Consider the following 22,738-nt stretch of genomic DNA (forward strand, 5'->3'; position numbering starts at 1 on the left):
GCCGTTGACCGACCAGTCGACGACGGATGCATCGGCGATATTTCCTCTGCCGTCATGGCGCAGCGGTTGCGGCTCTGGTATGGAAACCGGCCACGGGATCACGTGAAAGGATTGTTATCTTGGACCAATCTGGCATCGCCGATCGTCGGCGGCTCAGACGCAAACTGACCTTCTGGCGCATCGTCGGCCTGCTGGCCGTCGTGCTGCTCGTCTTCGGCCTCACCTATGCCGGTGGGTTTGCCGAGCGCGGTGAGAAGGCACGGTCCCATATCGCGCGCGTCATGGTTTCCGGGGTCATCACGGCAAATGAAGACCTGCTGGAACGCCTCGAGGATGTCCGCGATGATCCGAACGTTCGGGCCGTCGTCATCGGCATCGAGTCCCCCGGTGGCACCACCTATGGCGGCGAGGTGCTCTATAAGGCGGTGCGGGATATTTCCGCCGTAAAACCCGTCGTCGCCGAAGTGCGCGGCCTTGCCGCTTCTGCCGGCTATATGATCGCCAGCGCCACCGACCACATCGTTGCCGGCGAGGCTTCCATCGTCGGGTCGATCGGCGTGATCTTCCAATATGGCAATATTTCCGAGCTCCTCGACAATATCGGGGTCAGCGTTGGCGCCGTGAAGTCGTCGCCGCTCAAGGCAGAGCCCTCGCCTTTTTCGCCCGCAAATCCCGAAGCCGAAGAAATGATCGGCCGGCTCGTCGCCGATTCCTACGACTGGTTCGTCGATCTGGTGGCCGAGCGGCGCAACATGACGCGGCCGGAAACCCTTGCGATCGCCGACGGGTCGATCTTCACGGGACGTCAGGCGCTTCAGAACGGTCTGGTCGACGCCATTGGCGCGGAGGACGAGGTGCGCGCCTATCTCGGCACGCGTGACATCGACACCGATCTCGATATCGTCGACTGGGAGCCCGAGCGCTCGCGTGGCCTGCTCTTTGGCCAGGCAGCAGCAGGCCTCATCGGTGGAATGTTCGGCAATTCCGCTCTTGGAAGCCAGGTTCTGTCAGCTTTTACCGATCAGAAGTTGTTTCTTGACGGTCTGATCTCGGTTTGGCAGTTTGGCGGGCAACAAGCACGAGACGACTGGGGGAACACACCGTGATAAAGTCGGAGCTGGTGCAGATCATTGCGTCTCGTAATCCGCACCTCTTCCATCGCGACGTCGAGAACATCGTCAATGCGATCCTGGACGAGATCACCAATGCTCTGGCCGATGGAAATCGCGTCGAACTGCGCGGTTTTGGCGCTTTTTCGGTGAAGAACAGACCGTCGCGGTCCGGCCGGAACCCGCGCACGGGTGAAACCGTTTTCGTCGAAGAGAAGTGGGTCCCCTTCTTCAAGACCGGCAAGGAACTGCGTGAGCGCCTGAACCCCGATCAGGTCGACTGAACGCGGTTCGCATGAAGCCGCCGATCAAGAAGCTGGCCCGGTTCACCAGTCATTACCAAGAGGCGCTTTCGCGTGAGAAAACTCGTCAACATCCTCATCCTGTTGCCCATCGCTGTCATCCTGATCGCCCTCTCGATCGCGAACCGCGGGGCGGTGACGTTGGCGCTGAACCCTTTCGCGCCGGATGACAGCGTGCTGTCGATCACCGGGCCGTTCTTCGTCTTTCTGTTCGTCACGCTGATGCTCGGCATCCTGATTGGCGGCCTCGCCACCTGGTTCACGCAAGGGCACTACCGCAACCGCGCCCGCAAGCAGCGCTACGAGGCGGCGAAGTGGCAGAACGAGGCGGACCGGCAGCGCGAACGCGCCAACGATCTTGCCCGCCAGACAGGCGGTGCTTCACCGAATTCCCTGACGAGCGGCTCCGGGTCCACCTTGCCTGCCCGGACGTGATGGTCCGCTCGCCATCTTGAAAGTGCATTTCCCATGCGCGTGATTTCTGCCAGCGACGTCGACCGGGTGCTCGGTTACACCGCCCTAGCCGACGCGCTGGCCAGGACCTTTGCCGAGGGCGTTCAGGCGCCGACGCGGCATCACCACACGATCGAACGACCCGACGGCGCGGACACCACGCTGCTCCTGATGCCGGCCTGGAGCGACTTCTGCGCCCGGGGCACTTCGGCCGATGGCTATATCGGCGTGAAGCTGGTGACCGTCAGCCCGGACAACAACGCGCTCGCCAAGCCTGCCGTCATGGGCGTCTACATTCTTTCCGACGGGCAGACCGGCGAACCGCTCGCTCTCATCGACGGGCAAGCTTTGACGGTCTGGCGCACGGCCACCGCGTCGGCGCTCGCCGGCCGCTATCTCGCCCGCAAGAACGCAAGCCGCATGGCCATGCTCGGCGCGGGCCGGCTTGCCCCTCACCTCATCCGCGCGCACGCCGCCATGCGGCCGATCTCGCACGTCACGCTCTGGAACCGCAGCCGGGAGAACGCCGATGCGGTTGCCGAGGCGCTGCGTGACGACCCGTTCGAAGTCCGTGTCGTGGAAGATCGCGAGGAAGCGATCCGCGATGCCGATATCATCTCCGCCGCGACGATCTCTGAGACACCGCTGATCGAAGGCCGGTGGCTGAAGCCCGGCGCGCATGTGGATCTCGTCGGCGCGTTCACGCCGAAGCTTCGGGAGAGCGACGACGAAACGGTGCGCCGGGCAACGCTCTTCGTCGACACGTTCGATGGCGCGCTCACCGAAGGCGGCGACCTCGTCCAGCCGATCGCAGCCGGCATCGTCTCGCGTGATAACGTAAAAGCCGATCTCGCCATGCTCGCCAGCGGAACCCATCCCGGCCGAACGTCAGACGACGAAATCACGCTCTTCAAATCAACCGGCTGCGCGCTCGAAGATTTCGCTGCCGGCATTCTGGTCTACGAGACGATTACACGCGACACGTGAGGCGCGTCATCACGTCTGTTTTTGCCGAATTACCGCGAACGCATCTTCGCCCGCGACCGCGGATGGTCGGGGCGAGCCCGACCACGACGATGGCACGCGTCAGGCCTGGGCGTTGGCGTTGGCGCCGCTGACCACTTCGTTGAACTTGGCGAAGAACTGGCCGGCGAGCTTCTTGGCGGTGCTGTCGATCAGGCGTGAGCCCATCTGGGCAATTTTCCCGCCGACCTGCGCCTTGCAGTCGTAGTTCAGCACCGTCTCGGCCCCGTCTTCCTCGAGCGACACGTCGGCACCGCCCTTGGCGAATCCGGCGACGCCGCCCTTGCCTTCGCCCGAGATCGTGTAGCCCTTCGGCGGGTCGATGTTTTCGAGCGTCACGTTTCCGTTGAAGGTCGCGGTAACGATGCCGATCTTCAGTTTGACGGTGGCGGCCATGGCGTTGTCGCCGGTCATCTCGAGTGACTGGCACCCCGGAATGCACTGACGTAGGATTTCCGGGTCGTTGAGAGCCTCCCACACCTTCTGACGCGGCGCCTGGATGCGTTCGCTGCCGTTCATTTCCATGAAGCCGTCCTCCGCGCTTTCACTTCGATTTCCGGGCCTTTCTTGCAATTCGCCGGGCGCTTTGCCAAGAGGGAGCGCAAGAGAATGCCTTAAAGTATGAGCCCGGCCATTTTGCGGCCCGCTCGCCCATGGATCCGCCCTTGAGTGCAAAGACACGCCGCAGTCGAAGCAATGCGCCTGCCGAAGAGGCGCAGAAACCGCCGCTTGCCGAACGTCCGCTGACGCAACGTCGCGGCGCGCGTCCGGCCGAGCGTGTGCCTGTCATTCTGGAAAGCGAAGGATCCGACGGTTACCGGCTCGTCGACAGCGGCATGGGCGAGAAGCTGGAGCAGTACGGCCCTTACCGGATCGTTCGGCCGGAAGCGCAGGCGCTCTGGCAGCGCAGCCTGCCGGCGAAAGACTGGGACCAGGTCGACGCGGTCTTTACCGGCGATACCGAGGAAGACGGGATGGGCCGTTGGCGCTTCCCGAAGACGCCGCTCGGCGAAACCTGGCCGATGAAGCTCATGGACGTCGATTTCCATGGCCGCTTCACCGCGTTTCGCCATGTCGGCGTGTTTCCCGAACAGATGGCGCACTGGTCGTGGATGGCCGAGCGGATCGCGTCTGCCGACCGGCCGCTCAAGGTGCTCAATCTCTTCGGGTATACCGGCGTCGCCTCGCTGATCGCGGCGGCCAACGGTGCGGAGGTCACCCATGTGGATGCCTCCAAGAAAGCGATCGGATGGGGACGGGAAAACCAGGCGCTCGCCCGGCTCGACGACAAGCCGATCCGCTGGATCTGCGACGATGCCATGAAGTTCATCGCGCGCGAAGAGCGGCGCGGCAACCGCTACGACATCATCCTGACCGACCCGCCGAAATTCGGCCGCGGGCCGAACGGCGAGATCTGGCAGTTGTTCGACCATCTCGCTCTAATGCTCGATATCTGCCGGGAACTCTTGAGCGAGCGCCCGGAGGGCCTCGTGCTTACGGCTTATTCCATCCGGGCGTCCTTCTATTCGATCCATGAGCTGATGCGCGAAACGATGCGCGGCGCCGGCGGCACGGTGGAATCGGGCGAGCTCATCCTGCGCGAAAGCGAGGCGGGCCGCGCACTTTCGACCTCCCTCTTTTCACGGTGGCTGCCCAAATGACCGAACGCCGCCGCATCGGCCAGGTGAAGGAAGTCACGAGCCTCACCAATCCGCTGATCAAGGACATTCGTGGCCTCACCCAGAAGAAGAACCGCGAGGAGAGCGGGCAGTTTCTGGCCGAGGGCCTGAAGCTCGTCATCGATGCGCTTGATCTCGGCTGGACGATCTCGACGCTGATCTATGCCAAGAACGCCAAGGGGCGCCCGCATGTGGAGCCGACGGCGCTAAAGGCACTGAACGCCGGTGCGCTGGTGCTCGAAGTCAGCGAAAAAGTGCTGTCGACGATCACGCGGCGGGACAATCCGCAGATGGTCGTCGGCGTCTTCGAGCAGCGCTATGGCAAGCTCGACCGGCAAACGCCGGGCAAGGGCGAGACGTGGCTTGCGCTCGACCGTGTGCGCGATCCCGGCAATCTCGGCACGATCATCCGCACTGCCGATGCGGCCGGCGCGTCTGGCATCGTGCTCGTCGGCGAAACGACGGATCCCTTCGCGCTGGAGACGGTGCGGGCAACCATGGGCTCCATCTTCGCCGTGCCGCTCTACCGAGCTTCGGTTCCTGAATTCCTCGCCTGGTGCGCAAAGCACAAGGCGCCGCTCGTCGGCACACACCTCGAAGGCGCGGTGGACTACCGTACCATCGACTTCAAGAAGGCACCGACCGTCCTCTTGATGGGCAACGAGCAGCAGGGCCTGCCGCAGGAATTGTCGTCGGCCTGCTCGTCGCTCGCGCGGATACCGCAGCAGGGCCGTGCCGATTCTCTCAATCTTGCCGTTGCGACCGGGCTCATGCTCTTCGAGGCGCGCCGGCATCTTCTTTCCCTGGAGACATGACCCAGATGGCCAAGCCCACCCCCCTTTCCCGGCCCCTGCCGGCGCTTGGCCTGCTCGCACTGCTGATTGCCGCCGATCAGGCGATCAAGCTCTGGGTCGAGGCGGCGCTGCCGCTGCAGCAGCCGATCGAACTCCTGCCGATGCTGGCACTCTTCCGCACTTATAACGAAGGCATCGCATTCTCCTTCCTTGCCGGCCAGTCGGAATGGACGCTGGTTGCCGTGACGACGCTCATCGTCTGCTTCGTCGTCTATCTCTGGCGGTCGACCGCGCCGGACCGCTTCTTCGCCCATCTCGGCTATGCACTGATCGTCGGCGGCGCGATCGGCAATCTGATCGACCGTGCGGCCTACGGTCACGTCGTCGATTACATCCTCGTCTATACCGAAACCTGGTCCTTTGCCGTCTTCAACTTGGCCGACAGCTTCATCACCGTAGGCGCGGTTTCGATCGTGCTCGATGAAATTCTTGCTTGGCGGCAGGGCCGGACCACACCGAAAGACCAAGCCGAATAAGGTTTCGCATCGGGCCAGACGCGCCTATCTCTTGAGTTGGATTGCAAGCGAAGGAGGAAGCGCATGCAGGAGCCGTTCAGGGCCATCGTCGTCTCGCGCGATGAGAACAAGAAGCAGTCGGTGGCGATCACCGAACTCACCCATGCCGATCTGATGGAAGGCGACGTCGTCGTCGAGGTCGAGGCGACCACCGTCAACTACAAGGACGGCCTTGCCATCACCGGACGCGGACCAGTGGTGCGTCGCTGGCCGATGGTTCCGGGCATCGATGCCGCCGGCACGGTCATTTCCTCCACCGGCACGGAATTCAAGGCAGGCGACAAGGTGCTGCTCAATGGGTTCGGCGTCGGCGAAACCCATCTCGGCGCCTATGCCCGCTACATGCAGCTCAAGAGCGACTGGTTGATCCCGCTGCCTGAAGGCTTGAGTGCCCATGACACGATGGCCGTCGGCACGGCAGGCTACACCGCCATGCTGTCCGTCATGGCGCTCGAGCGCCACGGCATCACGCCGTCGTCTGGACCGATCGCCGTCACGGGCGCCAATGGCGGCGTCGGCACGGTCGCGATCGCGCTTCTCTCGAAGCTCGGCTTTGAGGTGGTCGCCTCGACCGGTCGCATGGGCGAAGCCGACTTTCTGAAATCGCTCGGCGCGACCGAAGTGATCGACCGGGCGGAGCTCTCCGAACCCGGCAAGCCGCTCGGCAAGGAACGTTTTGCCGGCGGTATCGACGCGGTCGGCAGCCATACGCTGGCCAATCTTCTTGCCCAAACCCGCTATGGCGGCGTGGTCGCGGCCTGCGGTCTTGCCCAGGGCATGGATTTGCCGACGACGGTCGCCCCGTTCATCCTGCGCGGCGTCACGCTTTGCGGAATCGATTCGGTGATGGCGCCGAAGCCGGCGCGTATCGAGGCGTGGCAGCGCATTGCCAAGGACCTCGACATGGAGAAACTCAAGGCGATTTCGAAGACGATCGGCTTTGAGGATATCATCGGCGCGGCAACCGACATTCTCGACGGCAAGATCCGCGGCCGGGTCGTCGTCGACATGATAACCTCCGCCTAAGACGCAAGCGCTGTGCAGCTCGTCGTTTACCCGATCGCTGCCAGCGGCTAGACCGATGCCATGATCATTCTCGCCCTCGATTCTTCCGCCAGCCTATGCGCTGCGGCCTTCTACGACGCGACCAACGGCACCGCGCTCGGCCGTGTCGTGGAAGATATCGGCCGGGGCCATGCGGAGCGCATGATGGCGGTGATCGAGGCGGCACGGCTTGAGGCTGGCATGGCGCTCAAGGAAATCGACCGGATCGCCGTGACTATCGGTCCGGGCTCTTTCACGGGCATCCGGGTGGGTGTCGCCACCGCGCGCGGGCTGGCGCTGGCGCTCGGGCGCCCTTCCGTTGGCGTGACCACACTCGAGGCGTTGGCAGCTTCAGCCGAGACTGCGAACACAGCCATCATGGCCGTTCTCGATGCACGGCGTGACGAGGTCTTCGCTCAGGTCTTCGCAACCGATGGCACGCCGTTGACCGACCCGGCCGCACTGTCCGTGGCGGGAGCAGCGGATCTGGCGGCTCGCCATGACGCTTGCCTCATTGGCTCCGGTTCGCCTCTCGTCGCATCCCTGATGGGCCAGCCGGAGCGCGTGATTTCCGAAGCGGGCACGGTCGAGATCGTGGATGTTGCCCGAATCGGGGCAGAAAAAACCGCGAGCGCACCGCCGGCCCCGCTTTATCTGCGGTCTCCCGATGCCAAGCCGCAGGAGGCCTATCTCCTGGCGCGGCAGGAGCGGCTGGCGCAATGATCGGCGGCTTCTTCACCCGCACCGCCGATGTCGAGGTCGTGCCTATGGAACAGGCCGATTGCGATCGCGCGGCCGAGCTGCATGGCGCCAGCTTCTCGCGGCCCTGGAGCGCGGAGGAAATCGACGTGCTTCTGACGCAGACCAACGTGTACGGCTTCGTTGCACGTCAGTCTCCGACGGGACGCGGATCCTTTGCCGGCTTCATATTGCTGCGCACTGCAGCAGACGAGGCCGAAGTGCTGACGATCGCGGTGCGCGAAAAGTTCCGCAGCCAGGGCATTGGCTGGCGGCTGATGCTCGCCGGTATCCGGCAGATGCGCCAGGAAGGCGTCGCCTCGATCTTTCTGGAGGTCGATGCCGCAAATCTGCCAGCGCTGGCACTTTATCGCCGGCTCGGCTTCGTCCAGGTCGGCGAACGCGAGGCCTATTACAAAGCCGCCGATGGGCAACGGACGACGGCGCTTGTCATGCGGCTTGATCTGATTTAGTGCGGCTAACCCTCGCCGGTCGTGCTCTGACGGCGAGGAACTGAACGATAAGAGGGTCGGAGCGTTCGTGACCAGCGAGACAAAGCCACTGGAAGAACGCTGCGCCGAGCGCGGCATGCGCATGACCGAGCAGCGCCGCGTCATCGCGCGCGTGCTCGATGGCGCGGACGACCACCCGGACGTGGAAGAGCTCTACCGCCGCTCCGTCGAGGTGGATCCGAAAATTTCCATCTCGACCGTCTACCGCACCGTGCGTCTGTTCGAGGATATCGGCATCATCGAGCGGCACGATTTCCGAGATGGGCGTTCGCGCTACGAAACGGTGCCGGAAGAACACCACGACCACCTCATCGACCTCAAGACCGGGCAGGTCATCGAGTTTCATTCGGCCGAAATCGAAGCGCTGCAGGAGCGGATCGCTCGCGAGCACGGCTTTCGTCTTGTTGACCACCGGCTGGAGCTCTACGGCATCCCGCTCAAGAAGGGCGATGCCTGAGAGTGCGTGCGCGCTCGATGCTTGAGCTCCCGCGGAAGACGAGACTGCGATGATCGGCTGGCTGCGCCTCGTCTATGTCGCCCTGGCCTTTCTGGCCATCACCGCGGTTCTTTTGCCGCCTCACCTTTTTGCATTGTGGCGTGATCAGCCGCTCGCGCGCCGCATTCCGCGGCTGTGGCACCAGCTGATGTGCCCTGTTCTCGGTCTGAAGGTCACCACGCGCGGTACCCAACATTCGAACGGCCCGCTGATGCTGATTTCGAACCATGTTTCGTGGCTCGACATCATCGCGCTCGGTTCGGTTGCAGACGTGGCCTTCATCGCCAAATCCGAAGTGAAAGACTGGCCGGTCTTCGGGCGGCTGGCGCGTTGGCAGCGCTCGATCTTCGTCGAGCGCAACCAGCGGCGCTCCACCGGCGAGCAGGTCAGTGCCATCACTGAGAGGCTCGAGCGCGGCGAGATTGTCGTTCTCTTTGCCGAAGGGACGACGTCGGACGGCAACCGCGTTCTGGAGTTCAAGTCATCGCTGCTCGGCGTTGCCCGCCAGGCCGGCGAAGATGCCCATGCCGGCGTGGTGCTGCAGCCCGTATCGATTGCCTACAACCGCATCCAGGGCCTGCCGATGGGCCGACGCCACCGCTTCCTCGCCGCTTGGCCGGGCGATGTGGAACTCCTGCCGCACCTTTTGGCGGTGCTGCGCGAGGGGGCGATCGACGTGGAAATCTGCTTCGGCAGGCCGAGCGAGGTTTTCGACGCGCGTGACCGCAAGGTTGTCAGCCGGGCACTGCGCGAGGAAGTCGAGACGATGCTCGCGGAAGCGCTTCGGCGCTAGACTTCTGCGCTTTTGCTGCAACCGGCATTTTCTTCCGCCGCCGGACCGACTAAATAGGCGGCCATGCAATCAACCAGCACCCCTTTGGCAAGAACGCCTTCGCCCGCCGACAATTCCTCTGCGCCGGCGGATTCCAACCAGCGCAAGGTCTATGTGAAGACCTATGGCTGCCAGATGAACGCCTACGATTCCGATCGCATGGCGGACGCGCTGGCGAAGGACGGCTACGCCCGCACGGAGCGGCCGGAGGATGCGGACCTTTATCTCATCAACACCTGCCACATCCGCGAAAAGGCCGCCGAAAAAGTCTATTCCGAGCTCGGTCGCCTCGCCAAGCAGAAGGCGAAGGCCGAACCCGGCGCGAAGGATTTTCTCGTCGGCATCACGGGCTGCGTCGCGCAGGCCGAAGGGCAGGAAATCTTCCGCCGTGCTCCTGTGGTCGACCTCGTCGTTGGCCCGCAAACCTATCACCGGCTGCCCGAGATCGTCAGCGAAGCGCGCGCCGGGCGTCGCGTGGTCGATACCGACTATGCGATCGAGGACAAGTTCGCGCATCTGCCGCGACCGGATCGCAAGATCGTCCAGGCGCGCGGCGTCACGGCCTTCCTCACCGTGCAGGAAGGGTGCGACAAGTTCTGCGCCTTCTGCGTCGTGCCCTATACCCGCGGCTCGGAGGTCTCCCGGCCCGTCGCCCAGATCGTGGCCGAAGCGGAAGCGCTTGCCGAGGCCGGAGTGCGGGAACTCACGCTTCTTGGCCAGAACGTGAACGCCTGGCACGGCGTCGGCGCCGATGGCCGGCAATGGGGGCTGGGCGAACTTCTCTTCCGTCTGGCGGAAGTGCCCGGCATCGCCCGCCTTCGTTATATGACCAGCCATCCCCGCGACATGGACGATGCGCTGATCGCGGCGCATCGTGACCTCTCGCAGCTGATGCCGTATCTCCACCTGCCGGTGCAGTCCGGATCGGACGCGATTCTTAAGGCGATGAACCGCCAGCACAAGGCGGATGACTATCTGCGCCTGATCGATCGGATTCGCGCCGCTCGGCCCGACATTGCGCTTTCGGGCGATTTCATTGTCGGGTTCCCTGGCGAGACCGATGCGGATTTTGAAGCGACACTCCGTCTGATCGAAAACGTCGGCTATGCGGCTGCCTACTCGTTCAAATACTCGCCACGACCGGGCACACCTGCGGCGGAAGCCACGGATCTGCTGCCCGAAGAGGTGAAGTCGGAGCGTCTGCTGCGCCTGCAAGCGCTTGTCACAAAGCAGCAATATGCTTTCCAGCAAGGGTGCGTCGGCAAGACCGTGGACCTGCTGATCGAGAAGCCGGGACGTCGCGAAGGCCAGATCGTCGGGCGCTCTCCGTGGTTGCAGCCAACAATTGTTGATGCAAAGGCCGGTGCGATCGGCGACATTGTGAAGGTACGAATCACGGCGAGCGAGGCCAACAGTCTCTTTGCCGAATGCATCCAAGGCTGATAGTTTGTCGATGAGTTGAGCGAAAGGAGCCCCACCGCTTGCAAGCGCACGATCCCGTCATGACACCGCCGGACAGAAGCGCCTCCGGCGCCTCCGACACCACCCACATCGTGCTCACCTTCGACAACAACAGACTTGCAAGCGCGCTGTTTGGCCAGTTCGACCAGAACCTCGCTCTCATCGAGCAGAAACTCGGCGTCGATGCCCGTGCCCGCGGCAACCAGGTCGCGATCCGCGGCGATGCTACGGCGACGGACCATGCCCGCCGCACACTCGATTTTCTCTATGAACGCCTGCAGTCCGGCAGCGAAATCGCTGCGTCCGACGTGGAAGGGGCCATTCGCATGGCGATTGCGTCGGACGACCAGCTGATCTTCCCGACCATGGAACGCAAGGGCAAGATGGCGCTTGCGCAGATCTCCACCCGCAAGAAGACGCTGGTGGCGCGTACGCCGACGCAGGATGCCTACATCCGCGCGATGGAGCGCAGCGAACTCGTCTTCGGCATCGGGCCGGCCGGTACCGGCAAGACCTATCTCGCGGTCGCCCACGCGGCGCAGCTGCTGGAGCGCGGTGCGATCGACCGCATAATTCTGTCGCGTCCGGCCGTCGAAGCAGGCGAGCGCCTGGGCTTTCTTCCGGGCGACATGAAGGAGAAGGTCGATCCCTATCTCCGCCCCCTCTATGACGCGCTTTATGACATGATGCCCGGCGACAAGGTCGAGCGGGCGATCACCGCCGGCGTCATCGAAATCGCGCCGCTCGCCTTCATGCGCGGCCGCACGCTGACCAATGCCGTCGTCATTCTCGACGAAGCGCAGAACACGACGTCGATGCAGATGAAAATGTTTTTGACGCGTCTCGGCGAGAACGCCCGCATGATCGTGACCGGAGACCCGAGCCAGATCGACCTTCCGCGCGGGGTGAAATCCGGTCTGGTCGAGGCGCTGCGCATCCTCAAGGGCGTCGAGGGCGTGATTACCTGCCGCTTCCGCGACGTCGACGTGGTGCGCCACCCGCTGGTGGCACGCATCGTTCGCGCCTACGACGCCGACAGCACCATGATCGACGAAAGCGGCAAGCCCGATCCGCGATGAGCGCGGCCGAGATGAGCACGATCGACATCCAGGTCACGGTAGAGGCAGGCGACTGGCCGGCGGAAGAAGCGTTGTACGAGACGGCGACCCGAGTGCTCGGGGCCGCAAACGCCTATCTGTCCACCGAGCTTCATCAGCCATTCCCCGCCATGTCGCCGGAGCTGTCGCTGCTCTTCACGAATGACGCGGCGATGCGGACGATCAATGCCGAATGGCGCGACAAGGACAAGCCGACAAACGTCCTGTCTTTCCCCGCATTTCCACTGGTTCCAGGGGGGATGCCGGGACCGATGCTTGGCGACATCGTGCTCGCAAGTGAAACAATTGCCAATGAAGCCAAGGACTTACAACGAAGTTCAGGCGATCATCTGGCGCATCTCCTCGTGCACGGCTATCTTCATCTCTTCGGCTACGACCATATCGAGGTCGAGGATGCTGAGATCATGGAACACCATGAGATCCGTATTCTTGCCACACTCGGCATATCAGACCCATATGAGGGACAATCCCTCTTGGACACGACGAAGAGACAATGAACGAACAAGTTCGAATGCCCCTGCCGTCTCCCGCCTCCGATGAGAGCGGCGAAGACGGCTCCCAACCTCCGAGTACGAAGCCTCAGCAGCGCAGACGGACCGGCCCCTTAAACCTATGGTCCAAGGCGACGCGCTGGTTGAGGCCCACAGATCGCAACAATATCCGCGATAATTTCGCCGACGCTCTCTTGAGCGACGCCGAACACAATCTCGCGTTCTCACCCGAAGAACGCGCCATGCTGCACAACATCCTGCGGCTGCGCGAAGTGCGCGTGGAAGACGTGATGGTGCCGCGTGCCGACGTCGACAGTGTCGATCAGACCACGACCCTTGCGGAACTGCTCGTCCATTTCGAGGAATCCGGGCACTCGCGCATGCCGGTCTATGCCGATCATCTCGATGATCCGCGCGGCATGGTTCATATCCGTGACCTTCTCGGCTACATCACCAAGCAGGCCCGGTCCAAACGTCGGGCGACGACCACCAAGACCAGCGGTGCCGCGAACGCCAATGGCCAGGCTGGCAGTGGCGACAAGGCCAAGCCGCGGCCCGCGGTCGATCTCGGGCGGGTGGATCTCTCGAAGACCGTCCAGGAAGCCGGCATCATCCGCAAGGTGCTGTTCGTGCCGCCATCCATGCTCGCTTCCGACCTCATGGAGCGCATGCAGGCGACGCGCACGCAGATGGCCCTCGTCATCGATGAATATGGCGGCACCGACGGTCTCGTTTCGCTGGAAGACATCGTCGAGATGGTCGTTGGCGACATCGCGGACGAGCATGACGACGAAGAAGTCATGATCACGCGATCGTCCGACGACGTCTTCCTGGTGGATGCCAAGGCCGAACTCGAGGATATCGCGGAAGCGATCGGCCCTGATTTCGATGTGTCCGAACAGATCGAGGACGTCGACACGTTGGGCGGCCTCATCTTTTCGGAGCTCGGCCGCATTCCGGCCCGCGGGGAACTCGTCCAGGCGCTGCCCGGCTTCGAGTTTCATGTGCTCGACGCCGATCCTCGCCGCATCAAGCGGGTTCGCATCGTGCGCAAGCGCCACAACGACCGCCGCCGCCGTCCGGCACGACCGGAGTTGGAAAGCAACGCTCAGCCGCTCGCTCTGCCGGCACCCGAGCCTGTGAACGAGCAGCCCATCGCAGCGGTATCGCCACCGGTGCCGCAGCCGCTGGAGCAGTCGCAAAGAGGCTGACGGCGCACTCGGGTGCCTGATCCTTCATCTCCACACAGATCAGCCGCCGCTGCCTTCGAGACAGCGGCGGCTTTTTTTGGAAGGATGGCGCCGGCGATTCGGGCAAGGGGCAAGCCATCATGAATACATTGGAAGTGTTCGCAGGCAGCCTCATGCTCGCCTGGGGCTGGCAGCGGGCAGTCATCGCTATTCTGGCCGGTGCGCTCGCCGTGCTGGCACTGCCGCCGTTCGACTTCTTCTTCGCGATGTTCCTGACGTTTCCGATCCTCGTCTGGCTTCTCGACGGGGCAAGTGGCAACCCGGACCGCGGGTTCCTGCGCCGCCTCTGGCCTGCCTTCGTGACCGGCTGGTATTTCGGCTTCGGCTATTTCCTTGCTGGCCTCTGGTGGCTTGGGAACGCGCTCCTGGTGGAGGCCGAAAGCTTCGCCTGGGCCATTCCCCTTGCCGTTCTGGGTCTGCCTGCCTTTCTCGCGCTGTTTTTCGGCATGGGCACGGCGATCGCCCGCATTTTGTGGTCCGACGGGCTCGGGCGCATTGCGGCTCTCGCCTTCGGGCTTGCGCTCATGGAGTGGCTGAGAAGCTTCATCCTGACGGGCTTTCCGTGGAACACGATCGGCTATGGCGCGATGCCGCTGCCGGTTGCCATGCAGACGGCGCAGATCCTCGGGCTGAACGGCATCACCGCCCTTTCCATCCTCACCTTTTCCATGCCGGCGCTTCTGGCGACACGCCAGCATATGCGGCTCGGTCTTGCATTGGCCGCAGCACTCGTGGCCGCCCATCTCGGCTACGGTGCCTATGTGCTGAACACGGCGACCGCTACCCCAGCCGAAGGCGCACCGACGATCCGCATCGTCCAGCCCTCCATCCCGCAATCGACCAAATGGGACGAAGCGGAACGCGACCAGATTTTCGAACAGCACCTGGCACTGACCCGGCAGGCTCCGGCGGAGGGCGGGCCTGTGCCCTCGCTCATCGTCTGGCCGGAAACGGCTGCACCCTTCATTCTGACCGAAGCGCCGATCGCGCTCGAAGCGATCGCGCAATCCCTACAGCCGGGCCAGCAGCTCGCCACCGGCGCGATCCGGATGGAAACGGTGCCGGGTGATGGGGTGCGCTACTACAATGCGATCAGCGTCATCGGCGAGGATGGCGAGATCATCGCCTCCGCCGACAAGGTTCATCTCGTACCGTTCGGCGAATATCTGCCGCTGACGGACCTCATGAGCTCGCTCGGGTTCTCGGCTGTGGCGCAGATGCCGGAGAGCTTCACGCCTGCACCGGCCACAAGCCTGCTGACGCTGCCGACCGGCACCGCGCTTCCCCTGATCTGCTACGAAGCCATCTTCCCGCTGGAACTGCCAGAGGGAGACAACACCCCCGATTTTATCCTCAACGTCACCAACGATGCCTGGTACGGCGCGACGCCGGGTCCCTACCAGCATTTCCGGCAGGCGCAGGTTCGCGCCGTCGAGCTAGGCCTGCCGCTCGTTCGTGCGGCCAACAACGGGATATCGGCAATTACCGACAGCCAGGGGCGAATCATCGAAGGGCTCGGACTGGATGCCGTGGGGGTCATCGACGCTCAGGTGCCGCCCAAAACCGTATCAAATTGGAACAACAGCGATCGCACACAAAACTTCTGGTTGATAATCGTGATACTTTTGTTAGGAGCTGCTACTGCGCGTTACGGTTTCAAGCGCCGGAGAATTGACTAAAAACCCCTAGAATTGCATAGTCATTTGCAAGGGCAATCTCGCGTATAGTGACCATACGGCTCGTTCAATCTCGGACGGGGCGACGCGCCACCTTGCTATATCGGAACCCTTGTCGAGCAATTTTCGGGTGGCCGCGCGCAGAGGTAGTGTCATGATCACTAACAAGAAGAAGCCCAATCCTATCGACATCCATGTCGGCAGCCGCATTCGCCTGAGACGAACGATGATGGGGATGAGCCAGGAAAAGCTTGGCGAGAGCCTGGGCATCACCTTCCAGCAGATCCAGAAATACGAAAAAGGCACCAACCGCGTCGGTGCCAGCCGCCTTCAGAACATTTCCTCCATCTTGAGCGTCCCTGTATCGTTCTTCTTCGAAGACGCTCCCGGGGACACCTCCGCGCCGGGTGGCTTTTCCGAGGCGGCGAGCCCCAATTATGTGGTCGACTTTTTATCGTCTTCGGAAGGACTTCAGCTCAACCGCGCCTTCGTGCGGATCGAGGATCCCAAGGTTCGCCGCAAGCTGATCGAACTGGCCAAGGCGCTGGCGGGCGATCAACCAGACTAGCGATCGAGGAGAGCGAAAGGGGCGCCATCGACCCGAGCCTCCGCAATGGCGCGTTCTATCCGAAGCCCGACTTCCGGATGGAAATGCTCATATCAAGATATATTTATGTCGTTCTACGCTTGTTTTTGGGCTTCGCCTTCAATATCACAGGGCGAGATTTGAAAGCCTGAAAAGGGTCATGGAATGGCGCGCGCCGAATACTTCTTTACGAGCGAATCCGTCTCCGAAGGTCATCCCGACAAGGTCTGCGACCGCATCTCGGACGAAATCGTCGATCTCGTCTACAAGGAAGCCAAGAAGACCGGCGTTGATCCCTGGACGGTGCGTGTCGCCTGCGAAACGCTTGCCACGACGAACCGCGTTGTGATTGCCGGCGAAGTGCGCATTCCCGAAACGCTCATGAAGAAAGACAAGGACGGGAAGTCGGTCATCAACCCGTCCCGGTTCAAGTCGATCGCGCGCCGTGCCATCCGTGACATCGGTTACGAGCAGGACGGCTTCCATTGGAAGACGGCGAAGATCGACGTGTTGTTGCATTCGCAGTCGACGGATATCGCGCAGGGCGTCGACAATGCGTCGGACAGCCAGGGCTTCGAAGGTGCCGGCGACCAGGGCATCATGTTCGGTTACGCCTGCCGCGAAACCGCGGAGCTGATGCCGGCGCCGATCTACTATTCCCACAAGATCCTCGAGGTGCTGGCAGCGGCACGCAAGCAGGGCGAAGGCGAGGTCGCGGGCCTCGGCCCAGACTCCAAGAGCCAGGTCACGGTGCGCTATGTCGACGGCAAGCCTGCCGAAGTCACGCAGATCGTGCTTTCGACCCAGCACTATGATGGCGCTTGGGATTCCAAGAAAGTCCGCTCGGTCGTCGAGCCTTACATTCGCGAAGCGCTGAGCGACATCCAGATCGCCGACGACTGCGTCTGGTACATCAATCCGACCGGCAAGTTCGTCATCGGCGGCCCCGACGGCGACACGGGCCTCACCGGTCGCAAGATCATCGTCGACACCTATGGCGGCGCAGCACCCCATGGCGGCGGCGCGTTTTCGGGCAAGGACACGACCAAGGTCGACCGTTCCGCCGCATATGCAGCTCGCTACCTCGCCAAGAACGTGGTTGCAGCCGGGCTTGCAGAGCGTTGCTCGATCCAGCTCGCCTACGCAATTGGCGTGGCTCAGCCGCTGTCGGTCTATGTCGACCTCTACGGCACGGGCACGGTCAGCGAAGAAGCCATCGAAGCTGCCGTGCGCAGCGTGATGGATCTGTCGCCGACCGGTATCCGAAAGCACCTGGATCTGAACAAGCCGATCTACGCCAAGACCTCCGCCTACGGCCATTTCGGTCGTAAGGCTGGTCGCGATGGTTCGTTCTCCTGGGAGAAGACCGACCTGATCAAGGCCCTGAAGGACGCCGTCAAGCAGGCAGCTTGACGGATCCCGGCGCTTCCCATGACGGAACCAAGACGTGAACGATCGACGGAGGCCTTTTTCGGCCGCCGCCGCGGGAAGCCTCTGACCGACCTCCAGAGCCAGCGGATGCGCGACCTCCTCCCGCGACTGCGTCTCGATCTCGACACTGCGCCGTCATCCGACCTGAAGACGCTGTTTGCAGCGCCTGTCGACCTCGTGCGGCTGGAGATCGGGTTTGGCGGCGGTGAGCATCTCCTGCATCGCATCGAGGAAAACCCGCGCACGGGCTTCATCGGTGTCGAGCCCTTCGTCAACGGCATGGCAAAATTTTTGCGCGCCGTGGCGGAGACCCCCGGCGACCGCATTCGGGTCTATGAAGACGATGCGACGCGGGTGCTGGACTGGCTGCCAGATGCCTCGATCGACCATATCGACCTGCTCTACCCGGACCCATGGCCGAAGCCGCGTCACTTCAAGCGGCGCTTCGTCAATCCGGGCAATCTCGACCGCTTCGCCCGGGTGCTGAAGCCCGGCGGGGCCTTCAACTTCGCGTCCGACATCGACACCTATATCGACTGGACGCTTAGCCATTGCGACCGACATGCCGCGTTCGAATGGCTGGCGACGCGCCCGGTCGACTGGCACACACCCTACGCCGGCTGGCCAGGCACGCGGTACGAGGAGAAGGCAATCCGCGAAGGGCGCAAACCCTGCTATTTGAGGTTCCGCCGGGTCTGACCCCGGCGTTTCACAGCGCGCGCTGGCCTAGAGACCGCCGCGCTTCCAGTGGCGGCCTTCGATCGCGATGCCGAAAAGCCCCGGCGTGCGCGCATAGGCGGCAAGGCCGGAGAGCGCGGCGAGCGGATGCGTCATCACAAATGTCGGCATCGCCGACAGAAGCCCCTGATGCGGCGCCTTGTCTTCGAAGGCTGCGCGGAATTCCGGTCCTTCAAGCGCCTTGATGACCTTCTGCGAAATGCCGCCGGCCAGATAGACACCGCCCTGCGCCATGAAGATCAGCGCAAGATCGCCAGCGCAACGGCCGAGATAGGTCGCAAAGAGCCGTAGCGTCTCGGCGGCAGGTTCCTCGCCAGCAAGACCGGCGGTGGTGATGTCGGCCGGTGTAGAGAGAGAGGCATCCCGCCCGTCGGCCGCGCAGATGGCCCGATAGATATTCACGATCCCGCGGCCGCACAGGAGCTGCTCGGCCGAGATACGACCGTCGATCTGCTCCAGATGCGGAAAAATCTCGAAATCGCGCTTGGAGCGCGGCCCCATGTCGATATGGCCACCCTCGCCCGGCACCGGGATCCACCGGCGCTGGGCATAGACGAGGCCGGCGACGCCAAGACCCGTGCCGGGTCCAAGCACGATGCGTGACGCATGCGGCTCGATGCGGCCCTTGCCGATTTGATGTCGATGGCTCTCATCGAGCGACGCGACGGCGAGTGCCTGAGCGGCGAAGTCGTTGACGACCACCACCTCGTTGAACCCGAGCTCGGCAATCATCTGCTTGGGGCGCACGACCCAGGGACAGTTGGTCAGATCGATCTCGTCGCCATCGACCGGGCCGGCGACGGCAAGGATGGCGCTGCGCGGCTGCAGGCTCGTCTTGTCGAGCACGCTCGTCTGGATCGCCTCGTCGATGGTCGCGAAATCGGCAGTCGCGACATTCGGGAAGGCCTTCGGCTCGGAGTGGGCGTCGACCAGGATAGCGAAGCGCGCATTGGTGCCGCCGATATCCCCGATCAGGATCGGAAAGGGAAAGTTCGGCTCATTGTCGTGCTGCGCCATCGTCGCTTCCTGTCTGCAATCTTCACTATGGGTCGCACCGTTCAGCGGCGCAACAATATCTCGGCCGTCGCGCGGTTGAGCGCCATCGGTATGTCATAGACGATGGCAAGGCGCATCAGCGCCTTCACATCGACGTCGTGCGGCATGGGCGTCAAGGGATCGACGAAGAAGATCATCATGTCGATCTCACCCGTCGCGATGAGCGCACCGATCTGCTGATCGCCCCCTAGCGGCCCGCTTTTCAACCGAACGAGTTCCAAGTCAGGCACCGCTTCGAGCACACGACCGCCGGTCGTTTCCGTCGAAGCGATCCGCAGGCCCTTCAGATCGGCAGCGTGAGCGGCCGCGAACTCGACCATCTCGTCCTTCATCTGGTCATGCGCAATCAGCGCTAGCGTTTTCCGCCCAGTCGACACCGCCCGTCGCCCCACCGATTAAATCGATTTGATATCGGAACGTATAGCGAAGCCGCTCGATCATTGGAAGTCGCAGCGCTTCTTGCCGCTTATGGAAAAGGCCGTGGCGTGGGGATCGGAACCGGTGCGAAGCCTGTTGCAGAACTCGGCATGACGGCTTGCGTCCCGCCCGCGTAAGTGACGGCCGCTTCCGATGCCGGAGCCGCCGCATCGAGCACCTGGGCGCAGGCCCTCGGCAGATCGGAAAGCGGCGTGATCCGCGGCTTGGGCGGTGCGGGCGGCGGATCGTCCGGCTGGGCCCATGGCTCCTCGGTGAACCACCAGGCGAGCGACGCGTCACAGCCCGAGCCAGCCGCCACGGGCTGCTGCGCCGTGCAGCCGGATGAACCGGGCGGGCACTTCATGCGGATGTGGAAATGGTAATGGTGGCCATAGGCTGGCCGGACCTTGCCGAGGTTCGATCGATCACCGGAATAGCTGTCGCAAAGCTTCTGCTTGATGCCGGGATGAACGAAGATGCGCTCCACCTGGGGATAACTCGCCGCCCGCATGATCAACCGGCCATGCGCTTCGGACCAGCGGTTGGGGTCGACCTGCAACGAGCCATCGGCCAGCACTGAGGGCGCTTCGGTGTCCTCACGCTCCTGCGCCGTCAAACGCCGGTTCGGCATCGGTGTCAGCCAGATATCGGCGTCGAGGCCGATCTGGTGCGATGCGTGGCCGGACAACATCGGACCGCCACGGGGCTGCGAGATGTCGCCGACCAGAAGTCCAGGCCAGCCATCCTGCGCCGCGGCTTCACGCGACAGGCGATCGAGCAGCGCGATCATGTCGGGATGGCCCCAGCGACGGTTGCGGGAAAGGCGCATGGCCTGCCAGGTCGGCCCGTCGGTGGGGATGGCGATGCCGCCGGCGAGGCAGCCCTTGGAATAAAAACCAATCGGTGCCGGCGCAGTCGCAGCCGGAAGAGCACGGGCGCCGAAGAGTTCCTTGGCATCCTGGGCCGTGGCAGGAAGCTCCGCCGCGAGCAAGGCGATGACAACCGCTCCCCAGACGCTCGCGCGCTGCAACAATCTCGATCGTACCAAGGCTTCACTCCCGCGTTTCGCGAGTGACGGTAGCGAAGATTGCGATTCGAGGGAATCGTGTCGGCTTCGCGCTCAGCGAACCCGGAAGATCGATATGTCGCCGACGCTCGGCACGCGCTCGAGATAGGTCGGCACGCGGCCCTCTCCGATCTCGGCATAAAGCCCGTCGGGTGCGCGACGAGCGAGCATCCGCGTTTCCGGATCACCTGGGCAATAGACGAGGATCCCGACGCCCGCTCCCTGCATGAAGGCACGCGCGCTCTCGGGTGGCTCCATCGCAAGATGCAGTTGCGTGAGCATGCCGCCCTGATTGCGGTGATAGGGCGCCGATAGCACGCGATGGCCAGTGAAGCGCAGGATCGACGCGCCGAGATTGGAGACGGAGGACACGGTGGTCGGCGCCAAGCCGCGCAGCGGGGCCAGCGCCTCCGCCGTCTGGCAGGACCGCGCCGTCGGGGAAGGCGCATCGGCCGCATTCGCAGTCTCTTCGCTGAAGGCCAGATGCCCGGCGATTGCCCAGGAAGTCGGCGTCAGCACGATCACCGCCGCGCAGAAAGCCAGTGCGCGGCGCCAATTGCCGGGTTCGACATGCATCCGGGCGCGCAGCGCCGCGACCACTGGCACGAACGCGAAGATCGCGAAGAGATTGCCGAAGACGGCGCCGCGCACCTGGATGGATGCGACGAGCAGCGCGGTGGCAAGCAACAGGGCGAGCGTCAGTGCCTGGCGACAGCGATTGCCGGTCCAGGCTGCGTAAAGGCAAAGCGCAAGCGCTGCGAGCGACAACAGATAGTTGCTGACCAGCGCTTCCGGTGTGCTTCTGGCGAGATCCAACAAGGACTGCGCTTCCGTCACCTTCTCCAGCCACAATTCGCGCAGCATCGGGTCGAGCCCGGCAAGTGGATTGGCGAAGCATTGGGGCGCGAATGCAAGTGCTGCAGCCCCTGCCAGCGCTCCGACCCCGGCCAGCATCATGAAGCGCCCAGGCAGTCTTTGTTGACGCCCCAGCGCTGCTGCCGCGAACAGCGCGCCGGCGCCGACCACGCCCGGCAGGTAGAAACCGGCCGAATAGGCATCGCAATAGGCGACCATGCGGGCGCCTGGCGGGACTGTGGCAAGGAAGGTCGCGGTCAGTGTCGCGACGAAGGCGAGCGTGAAACCCTCTATGCCCGGCCGCGCCCGTTCGCCAAGCGCAAGCCACACGAAAGCGACCGCAAGGCACGCGGCCGCCACGATCGGCATGGTCTCGGCACCGATGCTGAGCGCCAGCGCGCCGGCCGCGCCGGCCACGGCAAACGCTGCTCTGCTTGGCTCGCGCCGCAGCAGGCCGCCTGCCATCGCCGCGAGGAGGACGAGCTGGACATTGTGGTGATCGATCGCACCCGGCGAAAACCGGTTGATGCCGACCGTGTACATCGCACCGAGAAACAGCACTGCCACGACAGCGTGCGGCCCCTCGCTGCGAAACGAAAGCGCAAGGGCGGAGAGAAGCGCGAGAAGCAGCAGCGCAGGCCATGCGGCAAGCGCGAGCGCCTCGCCGGTCGCGCCCGGCGCGATCGCCTGGAAGAGCGTGATCAGATTGGCGATGGGCAGATCCACCAGTCGCGACCAGTGCATATCGGTGCCCGCTTCAAGTCCGAGCCTGTATTGGGTGAAGTCGAACCAGCCCTGCCCCGCGAGCAGATCGCGCACCTGAACGAGGCGCATAACGTCGTCATTGTCGGCGCCGACATAGTCGCCGTCATCGAAGCGGCGCGCGACGAGCACGGCGAAGGCCATCACGAAGGTGGCAAGCGTCGGCCAGAAAACCCCGACGCGGGAGGTTATCGGGGTACCCGTCTTCGGCCCCGCCCGCTCGGCGATGCCATCCGCTGTGCCAGCCGCCATGTTGGCTTACCCCGCGCCCGCA

Annotated in this window: 25 protein-coding genes; 20 read left to right on the plus strand and 5 right to left on the minus strand. The window is 63.5% G+C overall.

Going from position 1 to position 22,738, the window contains the following annotated elements:
• The first annotated feature begins 119 nt into the window (after positions 1-119).
• The 4 genes from sppA (at position 120) to lhpI (ending at position 2,851) form a co-directional block, all read left to right on the plus strand.
• Complete coding sequence (gene sppA, locus D5400_RS00185; RefSeq protein ID WP_126006502.1) at positions 120-1,106, plus strand: signal peptide peptidase SppA; 987 nt, start codon at positions 120-122, stop codon at positions 1,104-1,106.
• Positions 1,103-1,393, plus strand: coding sequence for an integration host factor subunit beta (locus D5400_RS00190; protein ID WP_126006504.1), 291 nt, complete (start codon positions 1,103-1,105; stop codon positions 1,391-1,393). Before sppA ends, D5400_RS00190 begins: the two co-directional genes overlap by 4 nt.
• A 72-nt stretch (positions 1,394-1,465) precedes the next feature.
• Positions 1,466-1,846, plus strand: a complete 381-nt coding sequence (locus D5400_RS00195; RefSeq protein ID WP_245451381.1) for a DUF1049 domain-containing protein — start codon at positions 1,466-1,468, stop codon at positions 1,844-1,846.
• Positions 1,847-1,879: 33 nt separating this feature from the next.
• The gene (gene lhpI, locus D5400_RS00200) at positions 1,880-2,851 is read left to right on the plus strand and encodes a bifunctional Delta(1)-pyrroline-2-carboxylate/Delta(1)-piperideine-2-carboxylate reductase (RefSeq protein WP_126006506.1); all 972 of its coding nucleotides are present in this window, start codon (positions 1,880-1,882) and stop codon (positions 2,849-2,851) included.
• A 99-nt stretch (positions 2,852-2,950) separates the two neighbouring features.
• Here the strand turns inward: lhpI and D5400_RS00205 are convergent, their stop codons facing one another.
• On the minus strand, positions 2,951-3,412 hold the full coding sequence (locus D5400_RS00205; protein WP_126006509.1) for an SRPBCC family protein: 462 nt from the start codon (positions 3,410-3,412) through the stop codon (positions 2,951-2,953).
• Between the two features lie 128 nt (positions 3,413-3,540).
• On the opposite strand from D5400_RS00205, the gene D5400_RS00210 reads away from it, so the two are divergent.
• The 16 genes from D5400_RS00210 to trmB all read left to right on the plus strand — a co-directional run bounded on the left by D5400_RS00210 (position 3,541) and on the right by trmB (position 18,269).
• On the plus strand, positions 3,541-4,548 hold the full coding sequence (locus D5400_RS00210; RefSeq protein WP_126006511.1) for a class I SAM-dependent methyltransferase: 1,008 nt from the start codon (positions 3,541-3,543) through the stop codon (positions 4,546-4,548).
• Positions 4,545-5,381: a TrmH family RNA methyltransferase gene (locus D5400_RS00215; protein ID WP_126006514.1), complete on the plus strand. Its 837-nt coding sequence runs from the start codon at positions 4,545-4,547 to the stop codon at positions 5,379-5,381. Before D5400_RS00210 ends, D5400_RS00215 begins: the two co-directional genes overlap by 4 nt.
• A gap of 5 nt (positions 5,382-5,386) precedes the next feature.
• Complete coding sequence (gene lspA / locus D5400_RS00220) at positions 5,387-5,896, plus strand: signal peptidase II (protein WP_425364894.1); 510 nt, start codon at positions 5,387-5,389, stop codon at positions 5,894-5,896.
• 63 nt (positions 5,897-5,959) lie between these two features.
• Positions 5,960-6,961, plus strand: a complete 1,002-nt coding sequence (gene acuI, locus D5400_RS00225; RefSeq protein WP_126006519.1) for an acrylyl-CoA reductase (NADPH) — start codon at positions 5,960-5,962, stop codon at positions 6,959-6,961.
• A gap of 60 nt (positions 6,962-7,021) precedes the next feature.
• Positions 7,022-7,702 carry a tRNA (adenosine(37)-N6)-threonylcarbamoyltransferase complex dimerization subunit type 1 TsaB gene (tsaB, locus tag D5400_RS00230; protein ID WP_126006522.1) on the plus strand — a complete coding sequence of 227 codons (681 nt, stop codon included), beginning with the start codon at positions 7,022-7,024 and terminating at the stop codon, positions 7,700-7,702.
• Entirely contained in the window at positions 7,699-8,190 is a 492-nt protein-coding gene (gene rimI, locus D5400_RS00235; RefSeq protein WP_126006524.1) for a ribosomal protein S18-alanine N-acetyltransferase, read from the plus strand. Before tsaB ends, rimI begins: the two co-directional genes overlap by 4 nt.
• 115 nt (positions 8,191-8,305) lie before the next feature.
• Positions 8,306-8,686, plus strand: coding sequence for a Fur family transcriptional regulator (locus tag D5400_RS00240; protein WP_126012515.1), 381 nt, complete (start codon positions 8,306-8,308; stop codon positions 8,684-8,686).
• A 49-nt stretch (positions 8,687-8,735) separates the two neighbouring features.
• Positions 8,736-9,518 carry a lyso-ornithine lipid O-acyltransferase gene (olsA, locus tag D5400_RS00245; protein WP_126006526.1) on the plus strand — a complete coding sequence of 261 codons (783 nt, stop codon included), beginning with the start codon at positions 8,736-8,738 and terminating at the stop codon, positions 9,516-9,518.
• 174 nt (positions 9,519-9,692) lie between these two features.
• Entirely contained in the window at positions 9,693-11,000 is a 1,308-nt protein-coding gene (gene miaB / locus D5400_RS00250) for a tRNA (N6-isopentenyl adenosine(37)-C2)-methylthiotransferase MiaB (protein WP_245451593.1), read from the plus strand.
• A 59-nt stretch (positions 11,001-11,059) separates the two neighbouring features.
• Complete coding sequence (locus tag D5400_RS00255; protein ID WP_126012518.1) at positions 11,060-12,097, plus strand: PhoH family protein; 1,038 nt, start codon at positions 11,060-11,062, stop codon at positions 12,095-12,097.
• A gap of 11 nt (positions 12,098-12,108) precedes the next feature.
• Positions 12,109-12,633 carry an rRNA maturation RNase YbeY gene (gene ybeY, locus D5400_RS00260; RefSeq protein WP_126006531.1) on the plus strand — a complete coding sequence of 175 codons (525 nt, stop codon included), beginning with the start codon at positions 12,109-12,111 and terminating at the stop codon, positions 12,631-12,633.
• Complete coding sequence (locus tag D5400_RS00265) at positions 12,630-13,838, plus strand: hemolysin family protein (RefSeq protein WP_126006534.1); 1,209 nt, start codon at positions 12,630-12,632, stop codon at positions 13,836-13,838. Before ybeY ends, D5400_RS00265 begins: the two co-directional genes overlap by 4 nt.
• 128 nt (positions 13,839-13,966) lie before the next feature.
• Positions 13,967-15,556: an apolipoprotein N-acyltransferase gene (gene lnt, locus D5400_RS00270; RefSeq protein WP_205665553.1), complete on the plus strand. Its 1,590-nt coding sequence runs from the start codon at positions 13,967-13,969 to the stop codon at positions 15,554-15,556.
• Positions 15,557-15,707: 151 nt separating this feature from the next.
• Entirely contained in the window at positions 15,708-16,121 is a 414-nt protein-coding gene (locus D5400_RS00275; RefSeq protein ID WP_126006538.1) for a helix-turn-helix domain-containing protein, read from the plus strand.
• 183 nt (positions 16,122-16,304) lie between these two features.
• The gene (metK, locus tag D5400_RS00280; RefSeq protein ID WP_126006541.1) at positions 16,305-17,552 is read left to right on the plus strand and encodes a methionine adenosyltransferase; all 1,248 of its coding nucleotides are present in this window, start codon (positions 16,305-16,307) and stop codon (positions 17,550-17,552) included.
• Between the two features lie 18 nt (positions 17,553-17,570).
• The gene (gene trmB, locus D5400_RS00285) at positions 17,571-18,269 is read left to right on the plus strand and encodes a tRNA (guanine(46)-N(7))-methyltransferase TrmB (RefSeq protein WP_126006543.1); all 699 of its coding nucleotides are present in this window, start codon (positions 17,571-17,573) and stop codon (positions 18,267-18,269) included.
• Positions 18,270-18,296: 27 nt separating this feature from the next.
• Here trmB and D5400_RS00290 read toward each other — a convergent pair whose 3' ends face one another.
• The 4 genes from D5400_RS00290 to D5400_RS00305 form a co-directional block, all read right to left on the minus strand.
• The gene (locus tag D5400_RS00290; protein ID WP_126006546.1) at positions 18,297-19,325 is read right to left on the minus strand and encodes a glucokinase; all 1,029 of its coding nucleotides are present in this window, start codon (positions 19,323-19,325) and stop codon (positions 18,297-18,299) included.
• A gap of 41 nt (positions 19,326-19,366) precedes the next feature.
• Positions 19,367-19,696 carry a methylglyoxal synthase gene (locus D5400_RS00295; protein WP_126012521.1) on the minus strand — a complete coding sequence of 110 codons (330 nt, stop codon included), beginning with the start codon at positions 19,694-19,696 and terminating at the stop codon, positions 19,367-19,369.
• A 134-nt stretch (positions 19,697-19,830) separates the two neighbouring features.
• Positions 19,831-20,829, minus strand: a complete 999-nt coding sequence (mepA, locus tag D5400_RS00300) for a penicillin-insensitive murein endopeptidase (RefSeq protein ID WP_126006548.1) — start codon at positions 20,827-20,829, stop codon at positions 19,831-19,833.
• Positions 20,830-20,901: 72 nt separating this feature from the next.
• Positions 20,902-22,716, minus strand: coding sequence for a hypothetical protein (locus tag D5400_RS00305; protein WP_126006551.1), 1,815 nt, complete (start codon positions 22,714-22,716; stop codon positions 20,902-20,904).
• Positions 22,717-22,738: the final 22 nt, after the last annotated feature.

Source organism: Georhizobium profundi (genome assembly GCF_003952725.1).
GTDB classification, from domain to species: Bacteria; Pseudomonadota; Alphaproteobacteria; order Rhizobiales; family Rhizobiaceae; genus Georhizobium; species Georhizobium profundi.

Excerpts from the sequence above, each read along its gene's own strand:
- lhpI (WP_126006506.1), top strand. The coding sequence starts at position 1,880 with ATGCGCGTGATTTCTGCCAGCGACGTCGACCGGGTGCTCGGTTACACC.
- D5400_RS00205 (WP_126006509.1), bottom strand. The coding sequence starts at position 3,412 with ATGGAAATGAACGGCAGCGAACGCATCCAGGCGCCGCGTCAGAAGGTG.
- D5400_RS00210 (WP_126006511.1), top strand. The coding sequence starts at position 3,541 with ATGGATCCGCCCTTGAGTGCAAAGACACGCCGCAGTCGAAGCAATGCG.
- D5400_RS00215 (WP_126006514.1), top strand. The coding sequence starts at position 4,545 with ATGACCGAACGCCGCCGCATCGGCCAGGTGAAGGAAGTCACGAGCCTC.
- lspA (WP_425364894.1), top strand. The coding sequence starts at position 5,387 with ATGGCCAAGCCCACCCCCCTTTCCCGGCCCCTGCCGGCGCTTGGCCTG.
- acuI (WP_126006519.1), top strand. The coding sequence starts at position 5,960 with ATGCAGGAGCCGTTCAGGGCCATCGTCGTCTCGCGCGATGAGAACAAG.
- tsaB (WP_126006522.1), top strand. The coding sequence starts at position 7,022 with ATGATCATTCTCGCCCTCGATTCTTCCGCCAGCCTATGCGCTGCGGCC.
- rimI (WP_126006524.1), top strand. The coding sequence starts at position 7,699 with ATGATCGGCGGCTTCTTCACCCGCACCGCCGATGTCGAGGTCGTGCCT.
- D5400_RS00240 (WP_126012515.1), top strand. The coding sequence starts at position 8,306 with ATGCGCATGACCGAGCAGCGCCGCGTCATCGCGCGCGTGCTCGATGGC.
- olsA (WP_126006526.1), top strand. The coding sequence starts at position 8,736 with ATGATCGGCTGGCTGCGCCTCGTCTATGTCGCCCTGGCCTTTCTGGCC.
- miaB (WP_245451593.1), top strand. The coding sequence starts at position 9,693 with ATGAACGCCTACGATTCCGATCGCATGGCGGACGCGCTGGCGAAGGAC.
- D5400_RS00255 (WP_126012518.1), top strand. The coding sequence starts at position 11,060 with ATGACACCGCCGGACAGAAGCGCCTCCGGCGCCTCCGACACCACCCAC.
- ybeY (WP_126006531.1), top strand. The coding sequence starts at position 12,109 with ATGAGCACGATCGACATCCAGGTCACGGTAGAGGCAGGCGACTGGCCG.
- D5400_RS00265 (WP_126006534.1), top strand. The coding sequence starts at position 12,630 with ATGAACGAACAAGTTCGAATGCCCCTGCCGTCTCCCGCCTCCGATGAG.
- D5400_RS00275 (WP_126006538.1), top strand. The coding sequence starts at position 15,708 with ATGATCACTAACAAGAAGAAGCCCAATCCTATCGACATCCATGTCGGC.
- metK (WP_126006541.1), top strand. The coding sequence starts at position 16,305 with ATGGCGCGCGCCGAATACTTCTTTACGAGCGAATCCGTCTCCGAAGGT.
- trmB (WP_126006543.1), top strand. The coding sequence starts at position 17,571 with ATGACGGAACCAAGACGTGAACGATCGACGGAGGCCTTTTTCGGCCGC.
- D5400_RS00290 (WP_126006546.1), bottom strand. The coding sequence starts at position 19,325 with ATGGCGCAGCACGACAATGAGCCGAACTTTCCCTTTCCGATCCTGATC.
- D5400_RS00295 (WP_126012521.1), bottom strand. The coding sequence starts at position 19,696 with ATGAAGGACGAGATGGTCGAGTTCGCGGCCGCTCACGCTGCCGATCTG.
- D5400_RS00305 (WP_126006551.1), bottom strand. The coding sequence starts at position 22,716 with ATGGCGGCTGGCACAGCGGATGGCATCGCCGAGCGGGCGGGGCCGAAG.